Annotated in this window: 17 protein-coding genes and 1 pseudogene; 13 read left to right on the top strand and 5 right to left on the bottom strand. The window is 75.8% G+C overall.

Going from position 1 to position 25,073, the window contains the following annotated elements; genetic code table 11:
- Nucleotides 1-34 precede the first annotated feature (34 nt).
- Nucleotides 35-1,438 (top strand): annotated as a pseudogene (locus C9F11_RS48655) (BTAD domain-containing putative transcriptional regulator); the annotation flags it as partial.
- Nucleotides 1,439-3,483: 2,045 nt separating this feature from the next.
- On the opposite strand, the gene C9F11_RS48650 reads toward C9F11_RS48655, so the two are convergent.
- The gene (locus tag C9F11_RS48650; protein ID WP_138960358.1) at nucleotides 3,484-4,821 is read right to left on the bottom strand and encodes a DUF418 domain-containing protein; all 1,338 of its coding nucleotides are present in this window, start codon (nucleotides 4,819-4,821) and stop codon (nucleotides 3,484-3,486) included.
- Nucleotides 4,822-4,970: 149 nt separating this feature from the next.
- Nucleotides 4,971-5,648 carry a GDSL-type esterase/lipase family protein gene (locus C9F11_RS18595; protein WP_138960357.1) on the bottom strand — a complete coding sequence of 226 codons (678 nt, stop codon included), beginning with the start codon at nucleotides 5,646-5,648 and terminating at the stop codon, nucleotides 4,971-4,973.
- A gap of 86 nt (nucleotides 5,649-5,734) precedes the next feature.
- Here C9F11_RS18595 and C9F11_RS18590 point away from each other — a divergent pair, with 86 nt between their 5' ends.
- Nucleotides 5,735-6,724: a WD40 repeat domain-containing protein gene (locus C9F11_RS18590; RefSeq protein WP_138960356.1), complete on the top strand. Its 990-nt coding sequence runs from the start codon at nucleotides 5,735-5,737 to the stop codon at nucleotides 6,722-6,724.
- Nucleotides 6,725-6,749: 25 nt separating this feature from the next.
- Here the strand turns inward: C9F11_RS18590 and C9F11_RS18585 are convergent, their stop codons facing one another.
- Together C9F11_RS18585 and C9F11_RS18580 are read right to left on the bottom strand one after the other, a co-directional pair.
- Nucleotides 6,750-7,190, bottom strand: a complete 441-nt coding sequence (locus tag C9F11_RS18585) for a PPOX class F420-dependent oxidoreductase (protein WP_138960355.1) — start codon at nucleotides 7,188-7,190, stop codon at nucleotides 6,750-6,752.
- A 31-nt stretch (nucleotides 7,191-7,221) separates the two neighbouring features.
- On the bottom strand, nucleotides 7,222-7,989 hold the full coding sequence (locus tag C9F11_RS18580) for a TetR/AcrR family transcriptional regulator (protein ID WP_138960354.1): 768 nt from the start codon (nucleotides 7,987-7,989) through the stop codon (nucleotides 7,222-7,224).
- Nucleotides 7,990-8,220: 231 nt separating this feature from the next.
- Between C9F11_RS18580 and C9F11_RS18575 the strand changes: the two genes are divergently transcribed.
- Both C9F11_RS18575 and C9F11_RS18570 read left to right on the top strand, forming a co-directional pair.
- Entirely contained in the window at nucleotides 8,221-9,177 is a 957-nt protein-coding gene (locus C9F11_RS18575; RefSeq protein WP_249402197.1) for an ATP-binding cassette domain-containing protein, read from the top strand.
- Nucleotides 9,174-10,028 (top strand): ABC transporter permease, encoded by an 855-nt coding sequence (locus tag C9F11_RS18570; RefSeq protein ID WP_138960352.1) that lies wholly within the window; start codon nucleotides 9,174-9,176, stop codon nucleotides 10,026-10,028. The genes C9F11_RS18575 and C9F11_RS18570 overlap by 4 nt, the downstream gene beginning before the upstream one ends.
- 95 nt (nucleotides 10,029-10,123) lie before the next feature.
- Here C9F11_RS18570 and serC read toward each other — a convergent pair whose 3' ends face one another.
- Entirely contained in the window at nucleotides 10,124-11,242 is a 1,119-nt protein-coding gene (gene serC / locus C9F11_RS18565) for a phosphoserine transaminase (RefSeq protein ID WP_138960351.1), read from the bottom strand.
- A gap of 1,032 nt (nucleotides 11,243-12,274) precedes the next feature.
- On the opposite strand from serC, the gene C9F11_RS18560 reads away from it, so the two are divergent.
- From C9F11_RS18560 to C9F11_RS18520, 9 genes are all read left to right on the top strand, one after another.
- Nucleotides 12,275-15,151 carry an FAD-binding and (Fe-S)-binding domain-containing protein gene (locus C9F11_RS18560; RefSeq protein WP_138960350.1) on the top strand — a complete coding sequence of 959 codons (2,877 nt, stop codon included), beginning with the start codon at nucleotides 12,275-12,277 and terminating at the stop codon, nucleotides 15,149-15,151.
- A 159-nt stretch (nucleotides 15,152-15,310) separates the two neighbouring features.
- The gene (locus C9F11_RS18555) at nucleotides 15,311-16,288 is read left to right on the top strand and encodes an EamA family transporter (RefSeq protein ID WP_138966676.1); all 978 of its coding nucleotides are present in this window, start codon (nucleotides 15,311-15,313) and stop codon (nucleotides 16,286-16,288) included.
- 128 nt (nucleotides 16,289-16,416) lie between these two features.
- The gene (locus C9F11_RS18550) at nucleotides 16,417-17,220 is read left to right on the top strand and encodes a TIGR03084 family metal-binding protein (protein WP_212767824.1); all 804 of its coding nucleotides are present in this window, start codon (nucleotides 16,417-16,419) and stop codon (nucleotides 17,218-17,220) included.
- Nucleotides 17,217-18,935, top strand: coding sequence for an acyclic terpene utilization AtuA family protein (locus C9F11_RS18545; protein WP_171075777.1), 1,719 nt, complete (start codon nucleotides 17,217-17,219; stop codon nucleotides 18,933-18,935). Before C9F11_RS18550 ends, C9F11_RS18545 begins: the two co-directional genes overlap by 4 nt.
- Nucleotides 18,932-20,530 (top strand): carboxyl transferase domain-containing protein, encoded by a 1,599-nt coding sequence (locus tag C9F11_RS18540; RefSeq protein WP_138960349.1) that lies wholly within the window; start codon nucleotides 18,932-18,934, stop codon nucleotides 20,528-20,530. The genes C9F11_RS18545 and C9F11_RS18540 overlap by 4 nt, the downstream gene beginning before the upstream one ends.
- 12 nt (nucleotides 20,531-20,542) lie before the next feature.
- A complete protein-coding gene (locus C9F11_RS18535; protein ID WP_138960348.1) occupies nucleotides 20,543-22,486 on the top strand; it encodes a biotin carboxylase N-terminal domain-containing protein in 1,944 nt (647 codons plus the stop codon).
- Between the two features lie 5 nt (nucleotides 22,487-22,491).
- Nucleotides 22,492-23,658 (top strand): acyl-CoA dehydrogenase family protein, encoded by a 1,167-nt coding sequence (locus C9F11_RS18530; RefSeq protein ID WP_138960347.1) that lies wholly within the window; start codon nucleotides 22,492-22,494, stop codon nucleotides 23,656-23,658.
- 29 nt (nucleotides 23,659-23,687) lie between these two features.
- Nucleotides 23,688-24,437, top strand: coding sequence for an enoyl-CoA hydratase family protein (locus C9F11_RS18525; RefSeq protein WP_138960346.1), 750 nt, complete (start codon nucleotides 23,688-23,690; stop codon nucleotides 24,435-24,437).
- Nucleotides 24,425-25,057 (top strand): TetR/AcrR family transcriptional regulator, encoded by a 633-nt coding sequence (locus C9F11_RS18520; protein WP_138960345.1) that lies wholly within the window; start codon nucleotides 24,425-24,427, stop codon nucleotides 25,055-25,057. Before C9F11_RS18525 ends, C9F11_RS18520 begins: the two co-directional genes overlap by 13 nt.
- Nucleotides 25,058-25,073: the final 16 nt, after the last annotated feature.

Raw genomic sequence — 25,073 nt, 5'->3', positions numbered from 1 at the left:
CCGCGTCCCCCTGCGCCGAAGGGGGAACGCTGTGATGGAACTGCGCGTACTGGGGGCGGTGGAGGCGTGGGACGACGGCCGCCGCGCCGACCTGCGCGGCCCGCGCCACCGGGCCGTCCTGGCCCGGCTGCTCATGGCCCGCGGCCGGGTCGTGCCGCTCGACCAGCTCATCGACGACCTGTGGCGGGACACCCCCGCCGAGCGGGCGCTCGGCTCCCTGCGCACCCTCGTCTCCACGCTCCGCAAGGCGCTCGAACCCGGCCGCCCCACCCGCACCCCGCCCCGCACCCTGGTCACCGCGCCGCCCGGCTACGCGCTGCGCCTCGACCTCGCGGCGGTCGACGCCTGGCGCTTCGAGGACCTCGTGCGCCGGGCCGCGGAGCCGTCCGCGCCCGGCCGGGCCGCCGAGACCAGGGACCGGCTCACCGCCGCCCTGGAGCTGTGGCGGGGCGGCGCGTACGCGGAGTTCGCGGCGGAGGCCTGGGCCGCGCCCGAGGTGACCCGGCTCAGTGAGCTGCGGCTGCTTGCGGCCGAGCGCCTCGCCGACGCGGAGCTCGCCCTCGGCGCGGCCGCCCGGGTCGTCGCCGACCTGGAGGCCCACACCCGGGCCCACCCGCTGCGCGAGGAGGGCTGGCGGCTCTTCGCCCTCGCCCTGTACCGCACGGGCCGCCAGGCCGACGCCCTCTCCGCCCTGCGCACGGCCCGGGCCGTCCTCAAGGAGGAACTGGGCATCGACCCCGGCCCCGCGCTGCGGACCCTGGAGGAGGACATCCTCCGCCAGTGCGGAAGCCTGGCGGGGGCCGTGGAGCACGTCGTCTCGCCGCAGGCCGTCGCTCCCGCCGCGGGCGGCGGTCCCGCGGGGCGAGGGGGGCGTGGCCTGTTCGAGGGGAGCCGGGAGTCCGGGGAGGGGTGGGCGCGGTCCGAGGTGCCCCGGGCCGTCGTCGACCAGACCCCCGCCGAGCTGCCCGGCAGGGGCGAGGCCCTGGAGCGCCTCGCCCGAGAGGCCCGGCACGCCGCCGAGCGCGGCGCGCTGCGCGTGGCCCTCGTGGGCGGCGCCCCCGGCACGGGCAAGACCGCCCTCGCCGAGACGGCCGCCCACGCGCTCACCGTCACCCACGGCTGGGCCGCAGCCCGGGGGCGCTGCCCGGAGGAGACCGGCGCCCCGCCCGCGCACCCCTGGGCGGAGCTCCTGCGCGCGCTCGTCGCCGACGGGCACCCGGCCCCGCCCGCGCTCGCCCCGCTCCTCGACCCCGCCGCCGGATCCGTGGCCGGGGCCGACGCCGAGTCCACCCGGTTCCGTACGCACACCGCCGCCACCGCGCACCTCGCCGCCGTCGCCCGCCGCACCCCCCTCGCCGTCGTCCTGGAGGACCTGCACCACGCCGACGACGACACCCTCACGCTGCTGCGCCGACTGCCCACCGCCCTGGCGGAGAGCCCCGTACTGCTCCTGGTCACCTTCCGCACGGAGGAGCTGACCGACGCGGCCCGCGACACCCTCGCCGCGCTCGCCCGCTGCGAACCGGCCAGGCTGGAACTCCAGGGCCTCGACGCGACCGCCGTCGGCGCCGTCCTGCGCGAGCTGGCGGCCCACGCCGGGAAGCCCGCCCCGGACCTCGACGAGGACACCGTCCGCCGCCTCACGGAGCGCACCGGCGGCAACCCCTTCTTCGTACGGGAGACGGCACGGCTGCTCAGCGCCGAGGGCGTGGACGCCGCCCTGACCCGGGTCCCGCCCGGTGTGGCCGATGTGATCCGGCATCGGCTCGGGGCGCTGAGTCCCGGCGCGCAGGGCATGCTGCGTCGCGCGGCCGTCGCCGGAACGGACCTCGACATCGATGTCTTCCTGGAGATGTGCGCGGCGGACGACGAGGGCGGCCCGGCCCGCCGGGGCGGCGCCGCCGTCGCCCACCTGGAGGAGGCCCTGGGCTCCGGCCTGCTCGGCGAACCGGGGCCCGGCCGCCTCCGCTTCGCCTCCGCCCTCGTCCGCGACACCCTCTACCAGGAGACCTCCCGGCTGCGCCGCACCCACTGGCACGCCGCCGCCGCCGACGCCGTGGAGCGGCTGCGCCCGGACGACCTGGCCGCGCTCGCCCACCACCGCCTGGAGTCCGCGGGCCCCCGCGACGTGGACCGCGCCGTGCGGCACGTGGACGCCGCCGCCACCGCCGCCCGGCGGGACGGCGACCACCAGGAGGCCGCGCGGCTGTGGCGGCGCGCGCTCGTCGTCCACGAACGCCTCGGCACCGCCCCGCTGGTGGCCGGTCCCGACGGCCCCGATCTCGTCGTCGGCCTGGTCCGCAGCCTCACGTCCGCCGGGGACTTCCAGGGCGCGCGGGCCCAGCGCGTCAGCGCCCTGGAGCGCTTCCCCGCGGGCGGCGCCCCCGACGCCCTCGCGCGCCTCGTGGCGTGCGACGACATGCCCACCCTCTGGTACCACCGCGACTACGCGACCGGGCCCGACCCGCGCGTCACCGGCGCCGTGGAGCGCCTCCTGGCCGAACTGCCGGAGTCCGAGGTCGCGTTGCGGTGCCGGCTGCACGCCGTCCTCGCCCGTGAGCTCGACGGCTTCGGCGGGGAGCGGGCGGTGCGCGCGGCCGCCGAGGCCGAGCGCCTCGCCCGCCGCGCCGGTGATCCACGGCTGCTCGTCCACGCGCTGAACAGCCGCCTCCTGCAGACGTACGGTGCCGCCGGGCTCGCGCCGCGCCGCGCCCGCGTCGCCGAGGAGATGCTGTCCGTCGCCCGGGGCGCGGGCCTCGGCGCGGCCGAGGCGGTGGCCCGGACCGCGCTGCTCCAGGCGCACGCCGCCCGGGCCGCGTTCCGCGAGGCGGACGAGCAGGCGGCGGCCGTGCGCGGGCTCGCCGCCGGGCTCGGCATGCCGGCGCTCGGCCTCGTCCCCACCCTGTACGGGGCGCTGCGCCCGGCGGTCGCCCACCGGCACGACGAGGCCGGGCGGCGCTACGCCGCCGCGCGCGACGAGATCGGCGGGCTCGGCCTGTGGGGCGCCGAGCACGCCGTGTACGGGCTCGCGCTGTTCTGTCTGCGCCAGCAGGACGGGCGTCTGGCCGAGCACGTGGACCTGTCGCTGCGCGAGTACGAGACGTGGGGGCGCGGCGCGGGCTGCGGCGCCACCCACGCGCTGACCCTCGCCGCCGCCGGGCACGGCGCGCGGGCCCGCGCGCTGCTGCCCGAACTCCTCACCATGCGCAGGGACTTCCTGTACGAGCTGCGCCTCGCGGCCGCCGGGCTCGCCGCCGTCCGGCTCGGCGAGGACGACCTCGCGGAGGCGGCGTACGAGGAACTCCTGCCCGCCGCCGACGAGTTGGCGGGCGCCGGGTCCGGGATGGTCACGCTCGGCCCGGTCGCCCAGTACCTCGGGGAGATCGCCGAGCACCTGGGGCGCGCGGACGACGCCGTCACGCACTACTGCCAGGCCCTGTCCCTGGCGCGCCGGGCCGACGCCCCGCACTGGCGGGACCAGGCTCAGCGGGGGCTGCGCAGGCTGGCCCCGGCCTCCGCCTTCCGGGCCCCGTCGCCCGGGTCCGCCTTCCGGGTGCCCGAGCCCGCGGCCTCCGGGCGGGCCCCGGCCGTGCGGGCGCCGTAGGCGAGGCGCCGGAGCAGCGCCTCCGCGGGGCCCCGCCGCCCCGCCCGCTCCAGGGCGTAGGCGCCCGCGACGGTCACCAGCCACACGGCCGTCGCGACGAGGGCCATGGTCGCGCTGCTCAGGTGGGCGCCGAGGCCGAGGCCCCAGGCCGCGAGGAGCGGGGCGAAGAGGAGGGAGTGGGTGAGGTAGCAGGACATCGACCGCTTGCCGACGGCCGCGACCGCCGCGACGGCCGTGGCGCCCGGGCGCGGGGAGCGGTTCGTCCACCACACGACGAACAGCGCGATCGCGGCCACGTAGCCGATGCCGCCCGCGGTGCCCGTGAGGTCCCGCAGCGTCGTCAGGGCGCCGCCCTCGCTCTGCGCGTCGTCCGGTACGCGGATCGCCCCGACGTGGGCGAGCGCCGCGGGCAGCGCGCCGAGCCAGCCCACCGCGACGCCGATCACCGCGGTGCGGCGCAGCAGCGGCAGATGGCGGCCCGGCTCCTCCAGGATCCGTCGGCGCGCGGCCCAGAACCCCAGCAGGAAGACGAGGTACCCGCCGCCGACCAGGGACAGCAGGGAGGCGCCGAAGGTGATGAAGAGGCCGGTCGTGACCCGCGTCCCGGCCGCGGCCGGCCAGCTGTTCTCGTCCGCCCCGTAGGCGAGGTACCCGGGTTCGGCCCCGGAGTCCCCGAGCGACCACAGCTCTCCGCGCAGCAGCGCGGCGACGACCGGTGCCAGGGTGAGGAGGAGCGTCTGCGCGACGCCGATCCAGATCCACCACTTCAGGGCGCGGTCGCTCCTGCGCACGAAGACCCAGCCGAGGACGAGGCTCAGGACGCCGTAGAAGCCGATGATGTCGCCCGCCATCAGCAGCGCGGAGTGCGCGAGCCCGATGACGACCATCCACAGGCTGCGCCTGCGCAGCACGCCCACGGCGGCGCGCCCGCTGGTGCCGTGCCCGGTCTGGCGCAGATACATCTGCGTCATCCCGTACCCGAAGAGGAACGCGAACAGCGGGTAGATCCGCAGGTCCAGGGTCATGATCATCAGGAACTGCACGACGTGGTCGAGCCACGACCCGTCCACGGGCTGCCACCCCGAGGGCCCGTGCTCGGCCCGCCACAGGTGGAAGGCGGTGTTCGACAGGGCGATGAGCAGCAGCATCAGGCCGCGCGCGACGTCCGGCGCGAGGGCCCGCTCGGTGGCGCGGGTGGGAGGAGTCATGACCGTCATGCCCCGAACCTAGAAAGGCGGCCGCCTCCAGGACGTCGGCCTTCCGGCTAGGAGCGGATGCCGAAAGGCGAGGGCCGGGGCGCCGAAAGACGGCGGGGCCGCGCCGAAGGGAGACGGCCGGACGGGGGACGCCGGTCCGGACGGCGGGCCTAGCGCGGCGCCGGGACCGCGCCGAGGTCCCAGGCCTGGGCCAGGGCGGAGGCGTAGGCGTCGGCGAGTTTTCGCTCGCCGCGCTCGTTGGGGTGTGTGCCGTCGTACGTGTCGTAGTGGATGTCGTACGGGTCCGGGGGCGAGGCCAGGAGGAGGGCGGACGCCGGGGTGTCCAGGTCGGCGACGGTCTTGGCGAGGAGCTCGTTGAAGCGGGTGACCTCGGCGGCGAAGGCGGCGTCGTCGTGCGCGCGGACGTTGGGGATGACGGGGAGCACGGCGATCGCGACGCGCGGGTTGGCGGCGCGGGCCGCCGTCACGAAGGCGCGGACGTTCGCGGCGGTCTGCTCGGCGTTGGTGTAGAAGCCGAGGTCGATCAGGCCGAGGGAGACGAGCAGCACGTCCGCCCGCTCCCGCCGCACCGCGTCCTCGATCAGCGGCACCATGTGCTGCCAGCCCTCGCCCCAGCCCGCCAAGTGGCGCCGCGGGAAGTCCGGTTGGGCGTACGCGTACGACGTGGGGGCCTCGGCCGCCTTGTCGTAGAGGGCCTCGCGGGGGCCGACGACCTTGAAGGGGGCGCCGAGCGTGGCGCACAGATGCTGCCACATCCAGTAGCGCCAGGTGTGTTCCCCGGCGCTGCCGATGGTCATCGAGTCGCCGACGAACATGAACCTGAGCATCCGCTCATCATCGCGGATCGCGCCCGTGCGCTGCGATGTGAGCCTGGCCACCTGCCGCCGGGGCGCGGGGTGGCAGGCTTGGAGCCATGCGTTCTTCGAGGGTGTGCGCGGCCGGGGCCGCGGCGGTGGTGGCTGCGGTCCTGGTGGCGTCCGGCGGCCCCGCCCTGGCCGACGGCAAGGCGGGCAACGACGGGTTCACCATCGAGGACCCGCGCATCACCGAGTCCAGCGGCCTGGTGCCCTCGCGCGCCCACCCCGGCGTCTACTGGACCCACAACGACCAGGACAGCGGCGCCTACCTGTACGCCGTCGACAGCAGGACCGGCAAGACCGTCGCCCGGATCACCATGACCGGCGTCGGCAAGCCGCGCGACGTCGAGGCCATCTCGATGGGCCCCGACGGCAGCCTGTACGTCGGCGACATCGGCGACAACCTCGGCGGCAAGTGGTCCTTCGTGTGGGTCTACAAGCTGCCCGAGCCCAAGGAGCTCAAGGACCAGTCGGTCCGCGCCACGCAGTACGTCGTGAAGTACGCCGACGGGCCGCGCGACGCCGAGGCGCTCATGGTCCACCCGAGGACGGGCCGCGTGTACATCGCCGACAAGAAGGAGGACGGCGGCTCCCTCTACGAGGGCCCGGCCCGCCTCTCCACCTCCGGCACCAACGTCTTCCGCCGTGTCGCGAGCACCGACCTGTGGGTCACCGACGGCGCCTTCTCGCCCGACGGCAAGCACCTCGCCCTGCGCGGCTACTTCGGCGGCGTCGCCTTCGCCTGGCGCGGCGAGGGCAGGATCAAGCGCGAGGGCCGCCTGCGCGTCCCGCTCCAGCGCCAGGGCGAGTCCGTGACGTACAGCCCCGACGGCAGCCACCTGATGTACGGCACGGAGGGCGAGCAGAGCGACGTCGAGGCCGTCGAGGTGAAGGGCGCGGGTGGCGGGGGCGGCTCGTCGGACGGCGGGGGCTCCGGTGACGGGGACGGCGGCTTCACCGGGGGCGCGACCAAGGGGGCGGTGGTCCTGGGGGCGGTGGTGCTCGCGGGGCTCGGCCTCAAGCGTCTGTTCCGGCGCGGCGGATGAGGCAGCCGTCGGCCCACCAGGCCCGCTAGGGCGCCGGGGGAGTCTTCTCCCCGGGCCCCGTGACCGGCCGGACCTCGTAGTGCAGCGTCGCGTCCCGGCGGAGCTTGTGCCACAGCGGGACGAGCACGCCCTGCTGCACGGGGTACTTGCGGGCGATGAGGCGGGAGGCGCGCGCGTCCTCGCCGGTGCCGTGTTCGAGGCGCCGCACCCGTGCGGTGATCCCGGGCCCGGTGGGCTTGCCGCGCAGCGTCGAGGGCGCGATCTCCACCCGCGGGTCCCGGCGCAGCCGCTTGACCTTGCCCGCCCTGCCGAAGGTGCGGAAGTACGCGTGGTCGCCGTCGACCGCGAAGTGGACCGGGGTGCCGACGCCGGTGCCGTCCTTCTTGTGGCTGGTCAGCAGGACCGCCTGCTGTTTCTCGAACCGGGCGAGCTCCGGGCTCGCCGGACGCGCGGGATTCGGCTTCATCCCTCCATACAGACAGAGGCGGGCCCGTCTGTCACCCCTGCTGCCGCCCCGCCGCGCTCTCGCGCTGTGCGACCAGGGCGTCGAGTCCGTCCAGGATCCGCTGGAGCCCGAACTCGAAGTGGTCGAAGTCCGGGCCGAACGTGTCGTCGGAGAGCCCGGCCACCAGCGGATAGCTGCCGCTGGTCATGATCCGGCCGAGCACCGGCCCCTGCTTCTCCCAGAAGGCCTCCTCGGAGAGCCCGGCGGCCTCGGCCTCCACCGACTGCGTCTGCATGCGCGCGACCCCGGTGACGTACCCCTCGACGAGGATCAGGACCGAGATCAGCTCCGGGTCGCGCAGGCCCATGGGCTTGATGCGGGACAGGACCTTCTCCAGACCGCCGACGGCGCTCGGGCCGAGCACCGGCCGCGACTGGTTGACCTGGAGCAGCCAGGGGTGCGCGCGGTGGCGCTCCAGGACCTCGCGGGCGTACGCCTCGACACCGGCGCGCCAGCCGCCGGTGAAGGCGTCCTCGTCGTCGGTGGGCGCCTGGACGTGGTTGAGCATCAGGTCCAGCAGCTCGGCCTTGCCCGGCAGATAGCGGTACAGCGACATCGTGCCGGTGCCCAGCTCCTGCGAGAGGCGGCGCATCGAGACGGCGGCGATGCCCTCGGCGTCGGCGAGGGCGACCGCGGCGGTGACGATCCGCTCCAGGGTCAGGGCCGGCTTGGGGCCGCGGGTGGGGCGCTCGCCGTCGCCCCAGAGCAGTTCGAGGCTGCGGGTGATGTCGCCGCTGCCGCTGGTCTCCGTGGTCGTCATGGATCTCACGATAAGCCCTTGGACAGAAACTGAGTACGGCGTACTCTCTATTGGGTACGGTGTACTCAGCAAGGGTCGGCAAGGGCGTGACGAGGGGGAACGGATGGTGGAGCGGTGATGGGTGAACACACACGCGGGGCGGACCGCGGAGAGCGTGCGGTGGCGGACCGAGGGGAGCGCGGGGTCGCGGACCGCGGGGAGTACGCGGCGGCGGCCCGCGGGGAGTACGCGGTGGCGGCCCGTGGTCTGGAGAAGCGGTACGGCGACAAGAAGGCCCTCGACGGCTTCGACCTGACCGTCGCGCACGGCACGGTCCACGGCCTGCTCGGGCCGAACGGCGCGGGCAAGACCACGGCCGTGCGCGTCCTGGCCACCCTGGTCCGCCCCGACGGCGGCCGTGCCACCGTCGGCGGCGCCGACGTCGGGCGCGAACCGGCCGTCGTGCGCGGCCGCATCGGCCTCACCGGTCAGTACGCGGCCGTCGACGAGGTCCTCACCGGCCGGCAGAACCTGGAGATGTTCGGCCGCCTCTTCCACCTCGGCGCGCGCCGGGCCGCCCGCCGCGCGCAGGAGCTCCTGGAGCGGTTCGGCCTCGAAGCCGCCGCCGACAAGGGCGCCGGGCAGTACAGCGGCGGCATGCGGCGCCGCCTCGACCTCGCCGCGTCCATGATCCTCGCCCCGTCCGTACTGTTCCTCGACGAGCCGACCACCGGCCTCGACCCGCGCGGCCGCAGCGAAGTATGGGACTCCGTGAGGGACTTGGTGGCCGGTGGGACGACCGTGCTCCTCACCACGCAGTATCTGGAGGAGGCCGACCGCCTCGCCTCCCGCGTCACCGTCATCGACCAGGGGCGCGCCATCGCCGACGACACCCCCGACGGCCTCAAGGCCACCGTCGGCGGCAGCCAGCTGGAGGTCGTCGTCAGCGCGGCCGCCGACCTGCCCGCCGCGGTGAAGGCCGTGGCGCGCGTCGCCGACGGCGAGCCCGAGGCGGTCGACGCCGAGCGGCGCGTACGGGCCGCGGTCACCGACCGCGTCGGCGCCCTCGCCGACGTCGCCCGCACCCTGCGGGACGAGGGCATCGCCGTGGAGGACGTGGGCCTGCGGCGGCCGAGCCTGGACGACGTGTTCCTGAAACTCACGGGGGCGAAGAGCGAGCGGACGCCCCGGACGGAGGCGGCGGCATGAGCGACGTACTGACCCCCGACGGGCCGTCCGCCCTGGCCGCGGGCCCGGGCCCCGCGCACGGCCGCGCCTACTGGGCCGTCGCCGACACCCTGAACATCGCCCGGCGCTACCTCACCCACTTCCGGCGCGTGCCCGTCCTCATCGCCTGGCAGCTCGGCTTCCCCATCATCAGCGTGCTCCTGTACGGCTTCGTCTTCGGCGAGGCGATGAAGGTGCCCGGCGGCACGGGCGACTACAAGGACTTCCTGATGCCCGGCATGTTCGTGATGACGATGGCCTTCGGCTTCATGAACACCGCGATGGGCGTCGTCACCGACGCGTCCAAGGGCGTCATCGACCGCTTCCGCTCCATGCCCATGGCGCCGTCCGCCGTGGCCGCCGGGCGCGGCCTCGCCGACCTCGTCGTGGCCTGCGCCGAGCTGACGATCCTCGCGCTCACCGCCGTGGCCATCGGCTGGCGCCCCGACAACGGCGCGGGCAACGCCCTGACCGCCTTCGCCCTGCTGCTGCTCCTGCGCTTCAGCCTGATCTGGGTCGGCGTGTGGCTCGGCTTCGTCGTCCCCACCCCGGAGGCGGCGGGCGGTCTGTACGCGGTGGCCTTCCCCCTCACGATGATCTCCAGCGTGTTCGTGGCGCCGTCCCTGATGCCCGACTGGCTCGCCCCCGTCGCCGCGTGGAACCCGGTGTCGTCCACGGGCACCGCCGCGCGCGAGCTGTTCGGCAACCCGGGTGCGGGCGGCGCCAGTTGGGTCGAGCAGCACGCCGTCCTCATGGCGGCGGTGTGGCCGCTGGCCCTGACCGCGCTGTTCCTGCCGCTCGCGGTACGGAAGTTCAAGGCGCTGAGCCGGTGACGACCGGGGCCGGGGCCGGGGAACGGTGAAGGGGAACGGTGAAGGGCCCGGCGCGCTGGGTGCGCGCCGGGCCCTTCGCTGTGTCAAAGGTGCCGTTACAGCTTGTCGATCACGTAGTCCACGCAGCGCGTCAGCGCCTCGACGTCCGCCGGGTCGATGGCCGGGAACATCGCCACGCGCAGCTGGTTGCGGCCCAGCTTGCGGTACGGCTCCGTGTCCACGATGCCGTTGGCGCGCAGCGCCTTCGCGACCGCGGCCGCGTCGATCTCGTCGTCGAAGTCGATGGTGCCGATCACCTGCGAGCGCTTCGCCGGGTCCGTCACGAACGGCGTCGCGTACTTCGACTCCTCCGCCCAGCCGTACAGCGTGCGGGCCGAGGTGGCGGTGCGGCGCACCGACCAGTCGAGGCCGCCCTGGCCGTTGAGCCAGTCCAGCTGCTCGCCGAGCAGGAACAGCGTGGCGAGCGCGGGCGTGTTGTACGTCTGGTTCTTGAGCGAGTTGTCGATCGCCGTGGGCAGGCTGAAGAACTCCGGCACGTGGCGGCCGCTCGCGTGCACCCGCCGCGCCCGCTCAAGTGCGGCCGGGGAGAACGCGGCGATCCACAGGCCGCCGTCCGACGCGAACGACTTCTGCGGGGCGAAGTAGTACACGTCCGTCTCGGCGATGTCGACCGGCAGGCCGCCCGCGCCCGACGTGGCGTCCACCAGGACCAGCGCGCCCTCGTCCGCGCCCGCGACCCGCGCGAGCGGGGCGGCGACGCCCGTGGAGGTCTCGTTGTGCGTGAACGCGTAGACGTCCACGCCCGCTTCGGCCTCCGGGTCGGGGTGCGTGCCCGGGTCCGAGGCGATCACCGTCGGCTCCGCGAGCCACGGGGCGAGCTTCGCCGCCTTCGCGAACTTCGAGGAGAACTCGCCGAACGACAGGTGCTGCGACTTGTTCTCGATCAGCCCGTGCGTCGCGACGTCCCAGAACGCGGTGGACCCGCCGTTGCCCAGCACCACCTCGTAGCCGTCCGGCAGCTGGAACAGCTCGCGCACGCCCTCGCGCACGCGGCCGACCAGGTTCTTCACCGGGGCCTGGCGGTGCGAGGTGCCGAGCAGGGAGGTGCCGGTGGCGGCCAGGGCCGCCAGGGCCTCCGGCCTTACCTTGGAGGGGCCCGCGCCGAAGCGTCCGTCGGTGGGCCTGATGTCTGCGGGGATCTCGATCTCAGCCACGCCGCGAGCCTATCCGCCCTCCGGGGCCCTGCGCGGGCCCCGTCCACCCCCCGAGACGCCCCGTCCCGCCGGGGCGTTCCCCGGGGCGTCCCGGCGGGGCCCGGGGGCGGGGCCCTTCCGCCCCGGCCGCCCGGGCCTGCCCCGCCTCGCCGCCACCACCGCTACCGCGGTGGTCTTTCCCACCCGCCCGCCCATTTCTCCCCGGCCTTGCGGGGCCGGACCCCGACGCGTGGCGCTGCGGTCCGGCGGTCGCCACCACCGCTACCGCGGTGGTCTTTCCCACCCGCCCGCCCATTTCTCCCCGGCCTTGCGGGCCAGACCCCGACGCGTGGCGCCCTACGGCTCCCCGCCCTGGCGGGGGCGGGTGGCGGGCCCACCCCGCGCTGCGTTCTGGGGCTGTCCGTTGGGGGTGGTCGCTGTGGACCTGGGCGGGGGCGGGTGGTGGGTCCGCGCCGCGCTGCGGACCGGGGCTGCCTCGTGGGCTGTGCGGGGTCGGGCGCCGGGTGCGGGCCCTTCGCCCTGGGGGGCCGTGCCGTGCGGCAGGCCGGGGTCGCCTGCTCGGGTTGTGCGGGGGCGGGCCTCGGCTCTGTGCTCTGGGCGGGGGCCACCCGCGCTGCGGACCGGGGTCGCCTGCCCGGGGTGTGCGGGGGCGGGCCTCGGCTCTGTGCTCTGGGCGAGGGGCCACCCGCGCTGCGGGTCGGGGTCGTCCGCCGGGTTGGGCCCGGGCGTGCCTCGTGCCCGGGTGGGGGCGGGTGGTGGGTCCGCCCCGCGCTGCGGACCGGGGCTGTCTGCCCGGGCTGTGCCGGGCTGGCCTGGGGGTGTCCAACGGCTCGGGTGGTGGGTCAGCCCCGTGCTGCGGGCCGGGGTCGTCTGCCCTGGTTGCGCCGGGATGGCCAGGTTGCGCCGGGATGGCCTCGATGCGCCGGGCTGGCCGGGGTGTGCCCTACGGCTCGGGTGTGTGGGGCCTGGGCCCCAGGCGTGGGAGGCGGGTGGGCTGTTACCCGGGTGGTGGGTGGGGGCAGGCTCCGGGGCATGGGTGTGGAGACGGAGCTGGTGCGGGCGTTGCGGGGCGCGGTGCGGGGCGGTGTGGACACGACGCCCACGGCGCGGGCCCTGGTCACCATGGACGCCTCCAACTACCGCAGGACCCCGACCGCCGTGGTCACCCCGCGCGACGCGGCGGACGTGGCCGCGGCCCTGGCCGTCTGCCGCGCCCACGGCGAGCCCGTGGTGGCCCGGGGCGCGGGCACGTCCATCGCCGGGCAGGCGACGGGCACGGGCGTGGTCCTGGACTTCACCGCGCACATGACGGAGATCGTGGAGCTGGACGCGCGGGCCCGCACGGCCCGGGTGCAGCCCGGCGTGGTCCTGGACGCGCTCAGGGCCGCCGCGGCCCCGCACGGCCTCACCTTCGGCCCGGACCCGTCGACCCACAGCCGCTGCACCCTCGGCGGCATGATCGGCAACAACTCCTGCGGAGCGCACTCCGTGGCGTGGGGGACGACGGCGGACAACGTGGGGGAGCTGGCCGTCGTCCGGGGCGACGGCACCGCCGTCACGCTCGCGCCCGGCACCTGGGACGGCGCGCCCGAGGGGCTGCGCGCCCTGGTCGACGCCCATCTCGCCCCGCTGCGGACGGGCTTCCCCGACCTGCCCCGGCGCATCTCCGGCTACGCGCTCGACGCCCTGCTCCCGGAGGGCGGCGGCCCCGACCTGACCCGCTTCTTCTGCGGCAGCGAGGGCACCCTCGGCATCCTCACGGAGGCCACGGTCCGGCTCGTCGAGGCGCCGCGCGCCAGGGCGCTCGCGGTCCTGGGGTACGCCGACGAGAGCGCGGCGGCGCAGGCGGCCGCGGGCCTCCTGCCGTACGGGCCGCTGACGGTCGAGGGCATGGCCGCGGACCTCGTACGGGACGCCGAAGGGCTGCCCAGGGGCGGCGCCTGGCTGTTCGTGGAGACGGGCGGCGCGACCCCGGCCGAGGCCCGCGCGCGGGCCGCCGGGATCGTACGGGCGGCGGACTGCGGGGACGCCGTGGTGGTCACCGACCCGGTGGCGCAGCGCGGCCTGTGGCGGGTGCGCGAGGACGCGTCGGGCACGGCGACCCGGATGCCGGACGAGGGGGGCACCTCCCTGTCCGGGCGAAGCCGAGGACGTGGCGGAGAGGCCTGGCCCGGCTGGGAGGACTGCGCGGTCCCGCCCGCCCGCCTCGGCCCCTATCTGCGCGACTTCCGCGCCCTCCTCGCCGAGCACGGCCTCCGCGGCACCCCGTACGGCCACTTCGGCGACGGCTGCATCCACGTCCGCATCGACTTCGACCTGCTCACGGCCCCCGGCGTGGCCCGCTTCCGGCGGTTCTCGGAGGACGTCGCCGACCTGGTCGTCGCGCACGGCGGCTCCCTGTCGGGCGAGCACGGCGACGGTCAGGCCCGCGCGGAGCTGCTGCCCCGGATGTACGGGCCCGAGCTGGTGCGGCTCTTCGAGCGCGCCAAGGACCTCTGGGACCCCGCGGGCCTGCTCAACCCGGGCATGCTGGTCCGCCCGGCGCCCCTCGACACCAACCTCCGCTTCGCCGTCCTGCCGCGCGAACCGGTCGGCCCGCCGGTCACGGCCTTCGGCTATCCGCACGACAACGGCGACTTCTCCGCCGCCGTGCGCCGCTGCGTCGGCGTCGCCAAGTGCCGTACGACGACACCGGCGGCGGGCGGCGGCGTGATGTGCCCGTCGTTCCGCGCGACGGGCGAGGAGCGGCACTCCACGCGCGGCCGGGCCCGCCTCCTGCACGAGATGCTCGCGGGCGAGGTGGTCACCGGCGGCTGGCGTTCGACGGAGGTGCGGGACGCCCTCGACCTGTGCCTGTCCTGCAAGGGCTGCGCTTCCGACTGCCCGGTGGGCGTGGACATGGCCACGTACAAGGCGGAGTTCCTGCACCACCACTACGCGGGCCGGGTGCGTCCCGCCGCGCACTACGCCCTCGGCTGGCTGCCGCGCTGGCTGCGCGCCGTCGCGGCCACGCGCACCGCGCGCCTGGTCAACGCCCTGGCCGCGGTGCCCCCGCTCGCCGCCCTCGCCAAGCGCCTCGGCGGCATCGAGCCGCGCCGCGCGCTGCCGCGGGTGGCTCCGCGCACGTTCCGCCGCTGGTGGCGCGGGCGGTCGCGCGCACAGGGGGCGGGGCGGGCGGTGGTGCTGTGGCCGGACACGTTCACCGACCACCTGGCGCCCGCCGTGGGGCAGGCGGCCGTACGCGTCCTGGAGGCCGCGGGCCTCACCGTCCGGGTGCCGCCGCGGGACGTGTGCTGCGGTCTGACGTACGTCTCGACGGGCCAGCTGGACCGGGCCCGGGCCGTGCAGCGGCGGACCCTCGCCCGGATGCGCCCGTTCCTGGAGGCGGGCACCCCGGTCGTCGTCCTGGAGCCGAGCTGCGCGGCGGCCCTCAAGGCGGACCTGGCGGACCTCGCGGGCGCGGACCCGCACGCGCGCGTGCTCGCCGACTCGGTGCGCACCTTCGCCGAGGCCCTGGAGGAGTACGCCCCCGACTGGCGGCCCCCGCGCGTCGACCGGCCCGTGGCGGGCCAGACCCACTGCCACCAGCACGCGGTCCTGGGCGACGCGGCCGACCGCAGGCTGCGGGAGAAGGCGGGCCTGACGGGCGCCCTGAGCGGCGGCTGCTGCGGCCTCGCGGGCAACTTCGGCTTCGAGAAGGGGCATTGGGAGGTGTCGAGGGCCTGCGCCGACGAGCAGCTCCTGCCGTCCGTGGCGGGCGCCGGCCCGGGCGCCGCGGTCCTGGCGGACGGGTTCTCCTGCCGTACGCAGCTGGAGCAGCTGGCGGGGGTGCGCGGACGCCATCTGGCGGAGGTCCTCGCCGAGGCCCTGGACGAGGGGGCCCGGGGCCCGTCGTCGGACGGGCCCTAGCCGTCGGGGCTTAACGGCCCGCCTCCGGCTTCGTACGCTGCGAACTACTTCGACATCCCAGACGTAGTCCATTACCTTGTACGTAAGAGTGCAGGAAGATGGACTGTGAGGCGGCTCGGCGTGAACGTATCGCGGACGGACGGGGCGGTGGAGGCGGCCGTGGCCGCGCCCGCCACGGTGGGGCAGCCGGAGGCTGCGGGGGCGGCCGGCGCCGGGCCCGCGGCCCGGGACGGCGGGGCGCGCGGCGCCGCGCTCGGGCCGCTCGGCCTCGTGCTCGCGGGCTGCGTCTCCGTGCAGTTCGGCGGGGCCGTCGCCGTCAGCCTGATGCCGCGCGCGGGCGCGCTCGGCATCGTGACGCTGCGGCTCTTCTTCGCCGCCGTGATCCTCCTGCTCGTGTGCCGCCCCCGGGTGCGCGGGCACTCGCGCGCCGACTGGGGCACGGTCCTGGCCTTCGGCGTCACGCTCGCCGCCATGAACGGCCTCTTCTACCAGGCCGTGGCCCGCATCCCGCTCGGCCCCGCCGTCACCCTGGAGGTGCTCGGCCCGCTCGCACTCTCCGTCCTCGCCTCCCGCCGCCTGGTGAACGTGGTCTGGGCGGGGCTCGCCCTCTGCGGCGTCTTCCTGCTCGGCGGGGGCGGCGGCTTCGGCGGCCTCGACCGGGCCGGTGTCGCCTACGCCCTCGGCGCGGGAGCCGCCTGGGCGGTGTACATCGTCTTCAGCGCCCGCACCGGCCGCCGCTTCCCGCAGGCCGACGGGCTCGCCCTGGCCATGGCCGTCGGCGCGGTGCTCGCCCTGCCGCTGGGCATCGTGGAGTCCGGGTCCAAGCTCACCGTGCCCAGCACCCTCGGCCTCGCCGCGGCCGTCGCCGTGATGTCCTCCGTGCTGCCCTACACCCTCGAACTCCTCGCCCTCAGGCGCCTTCCCGCGTCCACCTTCGCGGTCATGATGAGCCTGGAACCGGCCATCGCGGCCGTCGCCGGCTTCCTCATCCTCGACCAGGGCCTGACCCTCGTCGAGGGCCTGGCCATCGCCCTCGTCATCGCCGCCAGCATGGGCGCGGTGCGCACCCAGGTGGGGCGCGGCCGGGCGAAGGGGCTCCCGGACGAGGCCAAGGGCGGTGCCACCGGGGCTGGTTAGGCCCCGGCGGAGGGGCGGGGCGCGGGCGGCCGGGCGCCCGGGGAAAAACAATCCAAGCACGCTTGATTGTTTCTCCGGCCGCTGCCATGCTCCCAGGGCACACCGCCGTGCCCTGAGGGGAGCGCACCGTGTCCGACGCCCGCGCCGTCATCGGCGTACTCGACGATCTGCGCGACGAGAGCGACGAACTCGACCGCCTCGTCGGTGACTTGGAGCCCGCGCGCTGGGCCCTGCCCACGCCCGCGCCCGGCTGGACCGTCGCCCACCAGATCGCGCACCTCGCCTGGACCGACCGGGCCGCGCTGCTCGCCGCGACCGACCCCGACGCGTTCGCCGAGGAGGCGGCCGCCGCCCTGACGGCGCCGGACACCTTCGTCGACGACGGGGCCCGCGAGGGCGCGGCCCAGCCGCCCGCCGTCCTCCTCAAGAGCTGGCGCACCGGCCGTGACGCGCTCCAGCGGGCCCTGCGCGCGGCCCCCGCCGGAGCCCGTTTCCCCTGGTACGGGCCGCCCATGGCGCCCGCGTCCGTCGCCACCGCGCGGATCATGGAGACCTGGGCCCACGGCCAGGACGTCGCCGACACGCTCGGCGTGACCCGCGCCCCCACGGCCCGGCTGCGGCACGTCGCCCGGATCGGGGTGCGGGCGCGCGACTACGCCCACGCCGTGCACGGCCTCGACGCCCCCGGGGAGGAGTTCCGCGTCGAACTGGTCGCGCCGGACGGCTCGTTGTGGACGTACGGGCCCGAAGAGGCGGCCCAGCGCGTCACCGGGCCCGCGCTCGACTTCTGCCTCCTGGTCACCCGGCGCGCCCACCGCGCCGACCTCGCCCTGCGCGCCGAGGGCGCCGGCGCCGACCGCTGGCTGGACGTCGCCCAGGCGTTCGCGGGCCCGCCGGGCGCCGGGCGGGCGGCGAAGGGCGGGCGGCGGTGACGGACCCAGGACCCCTGCCCGTCCCGCCCCTGCGCATCGGCAACGCCTCCGGCTTCTACGGCGACCGGTTCGACGCCGTGCGGGAGATGCTCACCGGCGGCCCCCTCGACGTCCTCACCGGTGACTACCTCGCCGAGCTGACCATGCTCATCCTCGGCCGCGACCGCCTCAAGGACCCCGACCTCGGCTACGCCAAGACCTTCCTGAAGCAGCTGGAGGAGTGCCTGGGCGAGGCCCACGACCGGGGCGTGCGCATCGTCGCCAACGCGGGCGGCCTGAACCCGGCCGGACTCGCCAGGGCCCTGCGGACGGCGGCCGCGCGCTTCGGCCTGCCCACGCGCGTGGCCCATGTGGAGGGCGACGACCTGGGCGCCCGCTTCCCCGGCGCCCTCACCGCCCACGCCTACCTCGGCGGCTTCGGCATCGCCGAGGCCCTGCGCGCGGGCGCCGACGTCGTGGTCACGGGGCGGGTCACCGACGCCGCCCTCGTCACCGGGCCCGCCGCCGCCCACTTCGGCTGGGCCCCGGACGCGTACGACGCGCTCGCGGGCGCCGTCGTCGCCGGGCACGTCCTGGAGTGCGGCACCCAGGCGACCGGCGGCAACTACGCCTTCTTCGCCGAGCACGACCCGGCCCTGCTGCGCCGCCCCGGCTTCCCGCTCGCCGAGGTCCACGCGGACGGCTCCTGCGTCATCACCAAGCACGACGGCACCGGCGGCGTCGTGGACGTCGGCACGGTCACCGCGCAGCTCCTCTACGAGACCTCCGGCGCCCGGTACGCGGGCCCCGACGTCACCGCCCGCCTGGACTCCGTGCGGCTCCGCCAGGACGGGCCCGACCGCGTCCGCGTCGACGGCGTGCGCGGCGAACCCCCGCCCCCCGACCTCAAGGTCGGCCTGAGCCGCCTCGGCGGCTACCGCAACGAGGTCGTGTTCGTGCTCACCGGGCTCGACGTCGACGCCAAGGCCGACCTGGTCCGCGCCCAGGTCGAGGACGCCCTCGGCACCGCCGCGGCCCGCCCCGCGGAGGTCCGCTGGGAGCTGGCCCGCACCGACCACCGCGACGCCGCCACCGAGGAGGCCGCGAGCGCGCTGCTCCGGCTCGTCGTCCGCGACCCCGACGCGGCGGCCGTGGGCCGCGCCCTCACCGGCGCGGCGGTGGAGCTCGCCCTCGGCAGCTACCCGGGCTTCCACGTCACGGCCCCGCCCGGCGCGGGCACGCCCTACGGGGTGTTCGAGGCGGCGTACGTGCCCGCGGGCACCGTGCGGCACGTGGCCGTCCTGCCGGACGGGCGGCGCGTGGACGTACCGGCGGCGGCCCGCACCCGCGACCTGGTGGACGCCGAACCGCCGCCGCTGCCCAAGCCGTTGGCCGCCGAGGGGCCGACCCGCAGGGTTCCGCTCGGGTACGTGGCGGGCGCCCGCAGCGGCGACAAGGGCGGGGACGCGAACGTGGGGGTGTGGGCGCGCACCGACGAGGCGTGGCGGTGGCTGGCCCACCGGCTCACGGTCGAGGAGTTCCAGGAGCTGCTCCCCGAGAGCCGGACGCTGAAGGTCACCCGGCACCTCCTGCCCGGCCTCCGCGCCCTCAACTTCACCGTCCACGGCATCCTCGGCGAGGGCGTCGCCTCCCAGTCCCGCTTCGACCCCCAGGCCAAGGGCCTCGCCGAATGGCTGCGGTCCCGGTACCTGGACATACCGGAGGTGCTCCTGTGACCGTCCTCGCGTCCGCGCTCGACACCGCGGGCCCCGAGTACGCCGCCCACCGCGAGGCCATGCTCGCCCGGCTCGCCGACCTCGACGCCGAGCAGGCCAAGGCCCTGGAGGGCGGCGGCGAGAAGTACGTGCGGCGGCACCGGGGGCGCGGCAAGCTCCTCGCCCGGGAGCGGATCGAGCTGCTCCTCGACCCCGACACGCCCTTCCTCGAACTGTCCCCGCTGGCGGCCTGGGGCAGCGAGTACCCCGTCGGTGCCTCGATGGTGACCGGGATCGGCGTCGTCGAGGGCGTCGAGTGCCTCATCACCGCCAACGACCCGACCGTGCGCGGCGGCGCCAGCAACCCCTGGACGCTGAAGAAGGCCTTCCGCGCCCACGAGATCGGGCACGCCAACCGGCTGCCCTCGATCCACCTCGTGGAGTCCGGCGGCGCCGACCTGCCCTCGCAGAAGGACATCTTCATCCCGGGCGGCGCCCTGTTCAAACACCTCACGCAGGCCTCGGCGGCGGGCGTCCCGACCATCGCCGTCGTCTTCGGCAACTCCACCGCGGGCGGCGCCTACGTCCCCGGCATGTGCGACCACGTGATCATGGTCAAGGAGCGCGCGAAGGTGTTCCTCGGCGGCCCGCCCCTGGTGAAGATGGCCACCGGCGAGGAGAGCGACGACGAGTCCCTCGGCGGCGCCGAGATGCACGCCCGCACCTCCGGCCTCGCCGACCACCTCGCGCAGGACGAGCACGACGCGCTCCGGCAGGCCCGCCGCGTCGTCGCCCGCCTCAACTGGCGCAAGGCGTACGCCGATCCGCCGCCCGCCGAGCCGCCGAAGTACGCCGCCGACGAACTCCTCGGCGTCGTCCCCGCCGATCTGCGCACCCCCTTCGACCCGCGCGAGGTCATCGCCCGGATCGTCGACGGCTCCGACTTCGACGAGTTCAAGCCCCTGTACGGGACTTCGCTCACCACCGGCTGGGCCCGGCTGCACGGCTACTCCGTCGGGATCCTCGCCAACGCCCAGGGCGTGCTGTTCAGCGAGGAGTCGCAGAAGGCCGCGCAGTTCATCCAGCTCGCCAACCAGCGCGACATCCCGCTGCTCTTCCTGCACAACACCACCGGCTACATGGTCGGCAAGGAGTACGAGCAGGGCGGCATCATCAAACACGGCTCGATGATGATCAACGCGGTGAGCAACAGCCGGGTCCCGCACCTCTCCGTGCTCGTGGGCGCCTCCTACGGCGCCGGGCACTACGGCATGTGCGGCCGCGCCTACGACCCCCGCTTCCTCTTCGCCTGGCCCGGCGCCAAGTCCGCCGTCATGGGCCCGCAGCAGCTCGCGGGCGTCCTGTCCATCGTCGCCCGGCAGTCGGCCGCCGCGAAGGGACAGCCCTACGACGACGAGGCCGACGCGGCCCTGCGCGCCATGGTGGAGCAGCAGATCGAGGCCGAGTCGCTGCCGATGTTCCTCTCCGGGCGGCTCTACGACGACGGCGTGATCGACCCGCGCGACACCCGCACCGTCCTCGGCATCTGCCTGTCGGCCCTGCACACAGCCCCCTACGAAGGCGCCCGCGGCGGCTTCGGCGTCTTCCGGATGTGAGAGGCGGTCCCCGTGATCTCGAAGCTGCTCGTGGCCAACCGGGGCGAGATCGCCGTCCGGGTCTTCCGCACCTGCCGGGAGCTCGGCGTCGCCACCGTCGCCGTGTACTCCGACGCCGACGCGGGGGCCCTGCACGTCCGCGCCGCCGACGAGGCCGTACGCCTGCCCGGCGCGGCCCCGGCCGCCACCTATCTGCGCGGCGACCTGATCGTGGCGGCGGCCCGGGCGACGGGCGCGGACGCGGTCCACCCCGGCTACGGCTTCCTGTCCGAGAACGCCGCGTTCGCCCGCGAGGCCGCCGACGCGGGGCTCACCTGGATCGGGCCGCCCCCGGAGGCCATCGAGGCGATGGCCTCCAAGACCCGCGCGAAGGAGCTGATGGGGCTCGCGCCGCGGGACCCCGCGGACGTCACCGAGGCGGACCTGCCCGTCCTGGTGAAGGCCGCGGCGGGCGGCGGCGGCCGCGGCATGCGCGTCGTCCGCGAACTGTCCCGGCTGCCGGGCGAGTTGGCGGCGGCCGCGGCGGAGGCCGCGAGCGCCTTCGGCGACGGCGAGGTGTTCGTCGAGCCGTACGTGGAGGGCGGGCGGCACGTGGAGGTGCAGCTCGTCGCCGACGCGCACGGCACGGTGTGGCCGCTCGGGACGCGCGACTGCTCCCTCCAGCGCCGCCACCAGAAGGTCATCGAGGAGGCCCCGGCCCCGGGCCTGCCCGACGCCCTCGTCGAGCGCCTCCACGGACTGGCCGTGCGCGCGGCCCGCACGGTCGGCTACCGGGGCGCGGGCACCGTCGAGTTCCTGCTCGACGCCGACGGCACCCCGCACTTCCTGGAGATGAACACCCGCCTCCAGGTCGAGCACCCGGTGACGGAGGAGGTGTGCGGCCTCGACCTGGTGGCGCTCCAGCTCCGCGTCGCCGAGGGCCACGCCCTGCCGGGGCCGCACCCGCCCCGGCCCGCCGGGCACGCCGTCGAGGCCCGCCTGTACGCGGAGGACCCGGCGGCGGGCTGGGCCCCGCAGACCGGCACGCTGCACCGCGTCGCCGTGCCCGACGGGGTGCGCCTGGACACCGGGTACGCGGACGGCGACACGGTCGGCGTGCACTACGACGCCATGCTCGCGAAGGTCGTCGCGCACGCGCCCACGCGCGCCGAGGCGATCCGCAAGCTGGCGGGCGCCCTGGAACGGACCGTGGTCCACGGCCCCGTCACCAACCGCGAGCTGCTCGTCCGCTCGCTGCGCCACCCCGAGTTCACCGCCGGGCGCATGGACACCTCCTTCTACGACCGGCACCTGCCCGAGCTGACCGCGGCCGCCGCGGACCCGCACACCCGGCACGCCCCGCTGGCCGCCGCCCTGGCCGACTCCTGCGGCCGCTCCCGCTTCGGCGGCTGGCGCAACCTGCGCTCCCAGCCGCAGGTCAAGCGGTACCGCGACGCGGCGGGCAGCGAGCACGAGGTGCGCTACACGCGGACCAGGGACGGCCTCCTGGCGGACGGCGTCCGCGTCCTCGACGTGACGCCCGACCGCGTGGTCCTCGAAGCGGACGGCGTCCGGAGGGAGTTCCCGGTCGCCCGGTACGGCGACGACGGGCGCGTCCACGTCGGGAACGTGGCCCTCGTGCCGCTGCCCGCGCTGCCCGAGCCCACCGTCCGGCAGGAGCCCGGCTCGCTGCTCGCGCCCATGCCGGGCACGGTCGTCCGGGTGGCCGAGGGGCTCGCGGAGGGCGCCGAGGTCACCGCGGGGCAGCCGCTGATCTGGCTGGAGGCCATGAAGATGGAGCACCGCGTCACCGCCCCCGCGTCCGGCACCCTGACCGCGCTGCACGCGGAGCCGGGCCGGCAGGTGGAGGTGGGCGCGCTCCTCGCCGTCGTACAGGAAGCCGCACAGGAAGCCGCACAGGAAGCCGTACAGGAGCAGCAAGCAGAGCCCACGTCCCGGGAGGAAGTCTCAGCATGACCGGCATGAGCACAGCCCTGGAAACCGAGGAACACACCGCGCTGCGCGCCGCCGTCGCCGCGCTCGGCCGCCGCTACGGCCGCGACTACCTGACCCGCGTCGTGAACGAGGGCGCCCACCCCGACGAGCTGTGGGCGGACGCCGCCAAGCTGGGCTATCTGGGCGTGAACCTGCCGGAGGAATACGGCGGCGGGGGCGGCGGCATCACCGAACTCTCCCTGGTCCTTGAGGAGTTGGGCGCCGCGGGCTGCCCACTGCTCATGATGGTGGTGTCCCCGGCGATCTGCGGCACGGTGATCGCCCGCTTCGGCACCGACGCGCAGCGGCGGGCCTGGCTCCCCGGCCTCGCCGACGGCAGCCGCACCATGGCGTTCGGCATCACCGAGCCGGACGCGGGCTCCAACTCCCACCGCATCACGACGACCGCCCGCAGGGACCCCGGCACCGGCGACTGGCTCCTGACCGGCCGCAAGGTGTTCATATCGGGCGTCGACATCGCGGACGCCACGCTGATCGTGGGCCGCACCGAGGACGCCCGCACCGGCCGCCTCAAGCCGTGCCTGTTCATCGTGGACCGGGACGCGCCGGGCTTCGGGCGGCGCGCCATCCCCATGGAACTCAAGGCGGCGGAGAAGCAGTTCGAGCTGGTCCTCGACGACGTGCGGCTGCCCGCCGACGCGCTCGTCGGCGACGAGGACGCGGGCCTCCTCCAGCTCTTCGCGGGCCTCAACCCCGAGCGGATCATGACGGCCGCGTTCGCCCTCGGCATGGGCCGCTACGCGCTGTCCCGCGCGGTGGAGTACGCCAAGGACCGCACCGTGTGGAAGACCCCCATCGGCGCGCACCAGGCCATCGCCCACCCGCTCGCCCAGGCCCACGTCGACCTCGAACTCGCGGGCCTGATGACCCGCAAGGCCGCGCTCCTGTACGACGGCGGGGACGACGTGGCGGCGGGCGAGGCCGCGAACATGGCGAAGCTCGCCGCCGCGGACGCCTGTGTGAAGGCCGTCGACCAGGCCGTCCACACCCTCGGCGGGAACGGCCTGACGGCGGAGTTCGGCCTGGCCTCGCTGATCGTCGCGTCCCGGGTGGCCCGGATCGCCCCGGTGAGCCGCGAGATGATCCTCAACTACGTCTCGCACCAGACCCTGGGCCTGCCCAAGTCCTACTGACCCCGCACCCCGTGGGAAGGGAAGTGCCCATGACCGTGGTGACCGCGTCGCAGCCCGACCGGGGCGTCGTGACCCTCGCCCTCGACTCGCCCGCCCACCGCAACGCGCTCTCCGCGGACCTGGTCGCCGAGCTGACGGCCGCCCTGGAGCGGACCCGGGCGGACGACGGCGTACGGGCCGTGGTGCTCACGCACACGGGCTCGACGTTCTGCTCCGGCGCGGACCTGCGGCAGCCGCCCGACCCGGCGGCGTTCGTGGCGCTGATGCGGCGGATCCTGACCCTGCCCAAGCCCGTGGTGGCGCGGGTGGCCGGACACGCGCGGGCGGGCGGCCTCGGCCTCGTCGCCGCTTGCGACATCGCGGTCGCGGGCGGCGGCGCGGCCGGGGCCGCCTCCTTCGCCCTGACCGAAGTGCGCATCGGGGTCGTCCCCGCCGTGATCTCGATCCCGCTCCTGGCCCGCGTCGACGCCCGTGCCGCGGGGCGCTACTTCCTCACCGGCGAGCGCTTCGACGCGGCGGAGGCGGCCAGGATCGGCCTGGTCACCGCGTACGACGACGACGTGGACACGGCCCTCGCGCCCGTCCTCGACGGTCTGCGCAAGGCGGCTCCCGAGGCGCTGGCCGACACCAAGAAACTCCTCACGGCTAAGGTTCTGACCGCATTCGACGAGGAGTCGGACGCCGTCATCGCCCTGTCCGCGCGCCGCTTCCGCTCGGCCGAGGCACAGGAGGGCATGGCGGCGTTCCTGGAACGACGGGAGCGCCCATGGGTGCTGTGACGGAGGCCGGCCGTTCGCCCAAGCAGGACCGCAGCCGGGCCACCCGGCAGCGGCTCCTGGAGGCGGCGGTGGCATGTCTGGCCGAACACGGCTGGACCGGCTCGACGGTCACCGTCGTGTCCGAGCGCGCCGGGGTGTCCCGGGGCGCGGCCCAGCACCACTTCCCCACCCGCGAGGACCTCTTCACGGCCGCCGTGGAGTACGTCGCCGAGCGGCGCTCCGCCGCGCTGCGCGGCCTCTTCCCCGAGGGCGCCCGGGCCGCCGACCGGGCCGCGGTCGTTCGCGCCCTCGTCGACCTCTACACCGGGCCGCTGTTCCGCGCCGCCCTCCAGCTGTGGGTCGCCGCCTCCAACGAGCCGCAACTGGGGCCGCGCGTCGCCGAGTTGGAGGCCCGCGTCGGCCGCGAGACCCATCGCATAGCGGTCGAGCTCCTCGCCGTCGACGAGTCCCGCCCCGGCGTCCGCGAAACCGTCCAGGGCCTCCTCGACATGGCCCGCGGCCTCGGCCTCGCCAACCTCCTCACCGACGACGCCCCCCGCCGCGACCGAGTGGTCCACCAGTGGAGCCACCTGGTCGCGGGGGCGCTGGGAGGGGCTATGAACAGCCCCTCCGGCGTTTGAGGAGCGGGGGTCCGGG

Origin of the sequence: Streptomyces sp. YIM 121038, from assembly GCF_006088715.1 — a bacterium.
In the GTDB taxonomy this organism is placed as follows: Bacteria; Actinomycetota; Actinomycetes; order Streptomycetales; family Streptomycetaceae; genus Streptomyces.
The sequence above is the reverse complement of the archived record's forward strand: the minus strand, read 5'-3'. Positions and strand labels throughout refer to the sequence as shown.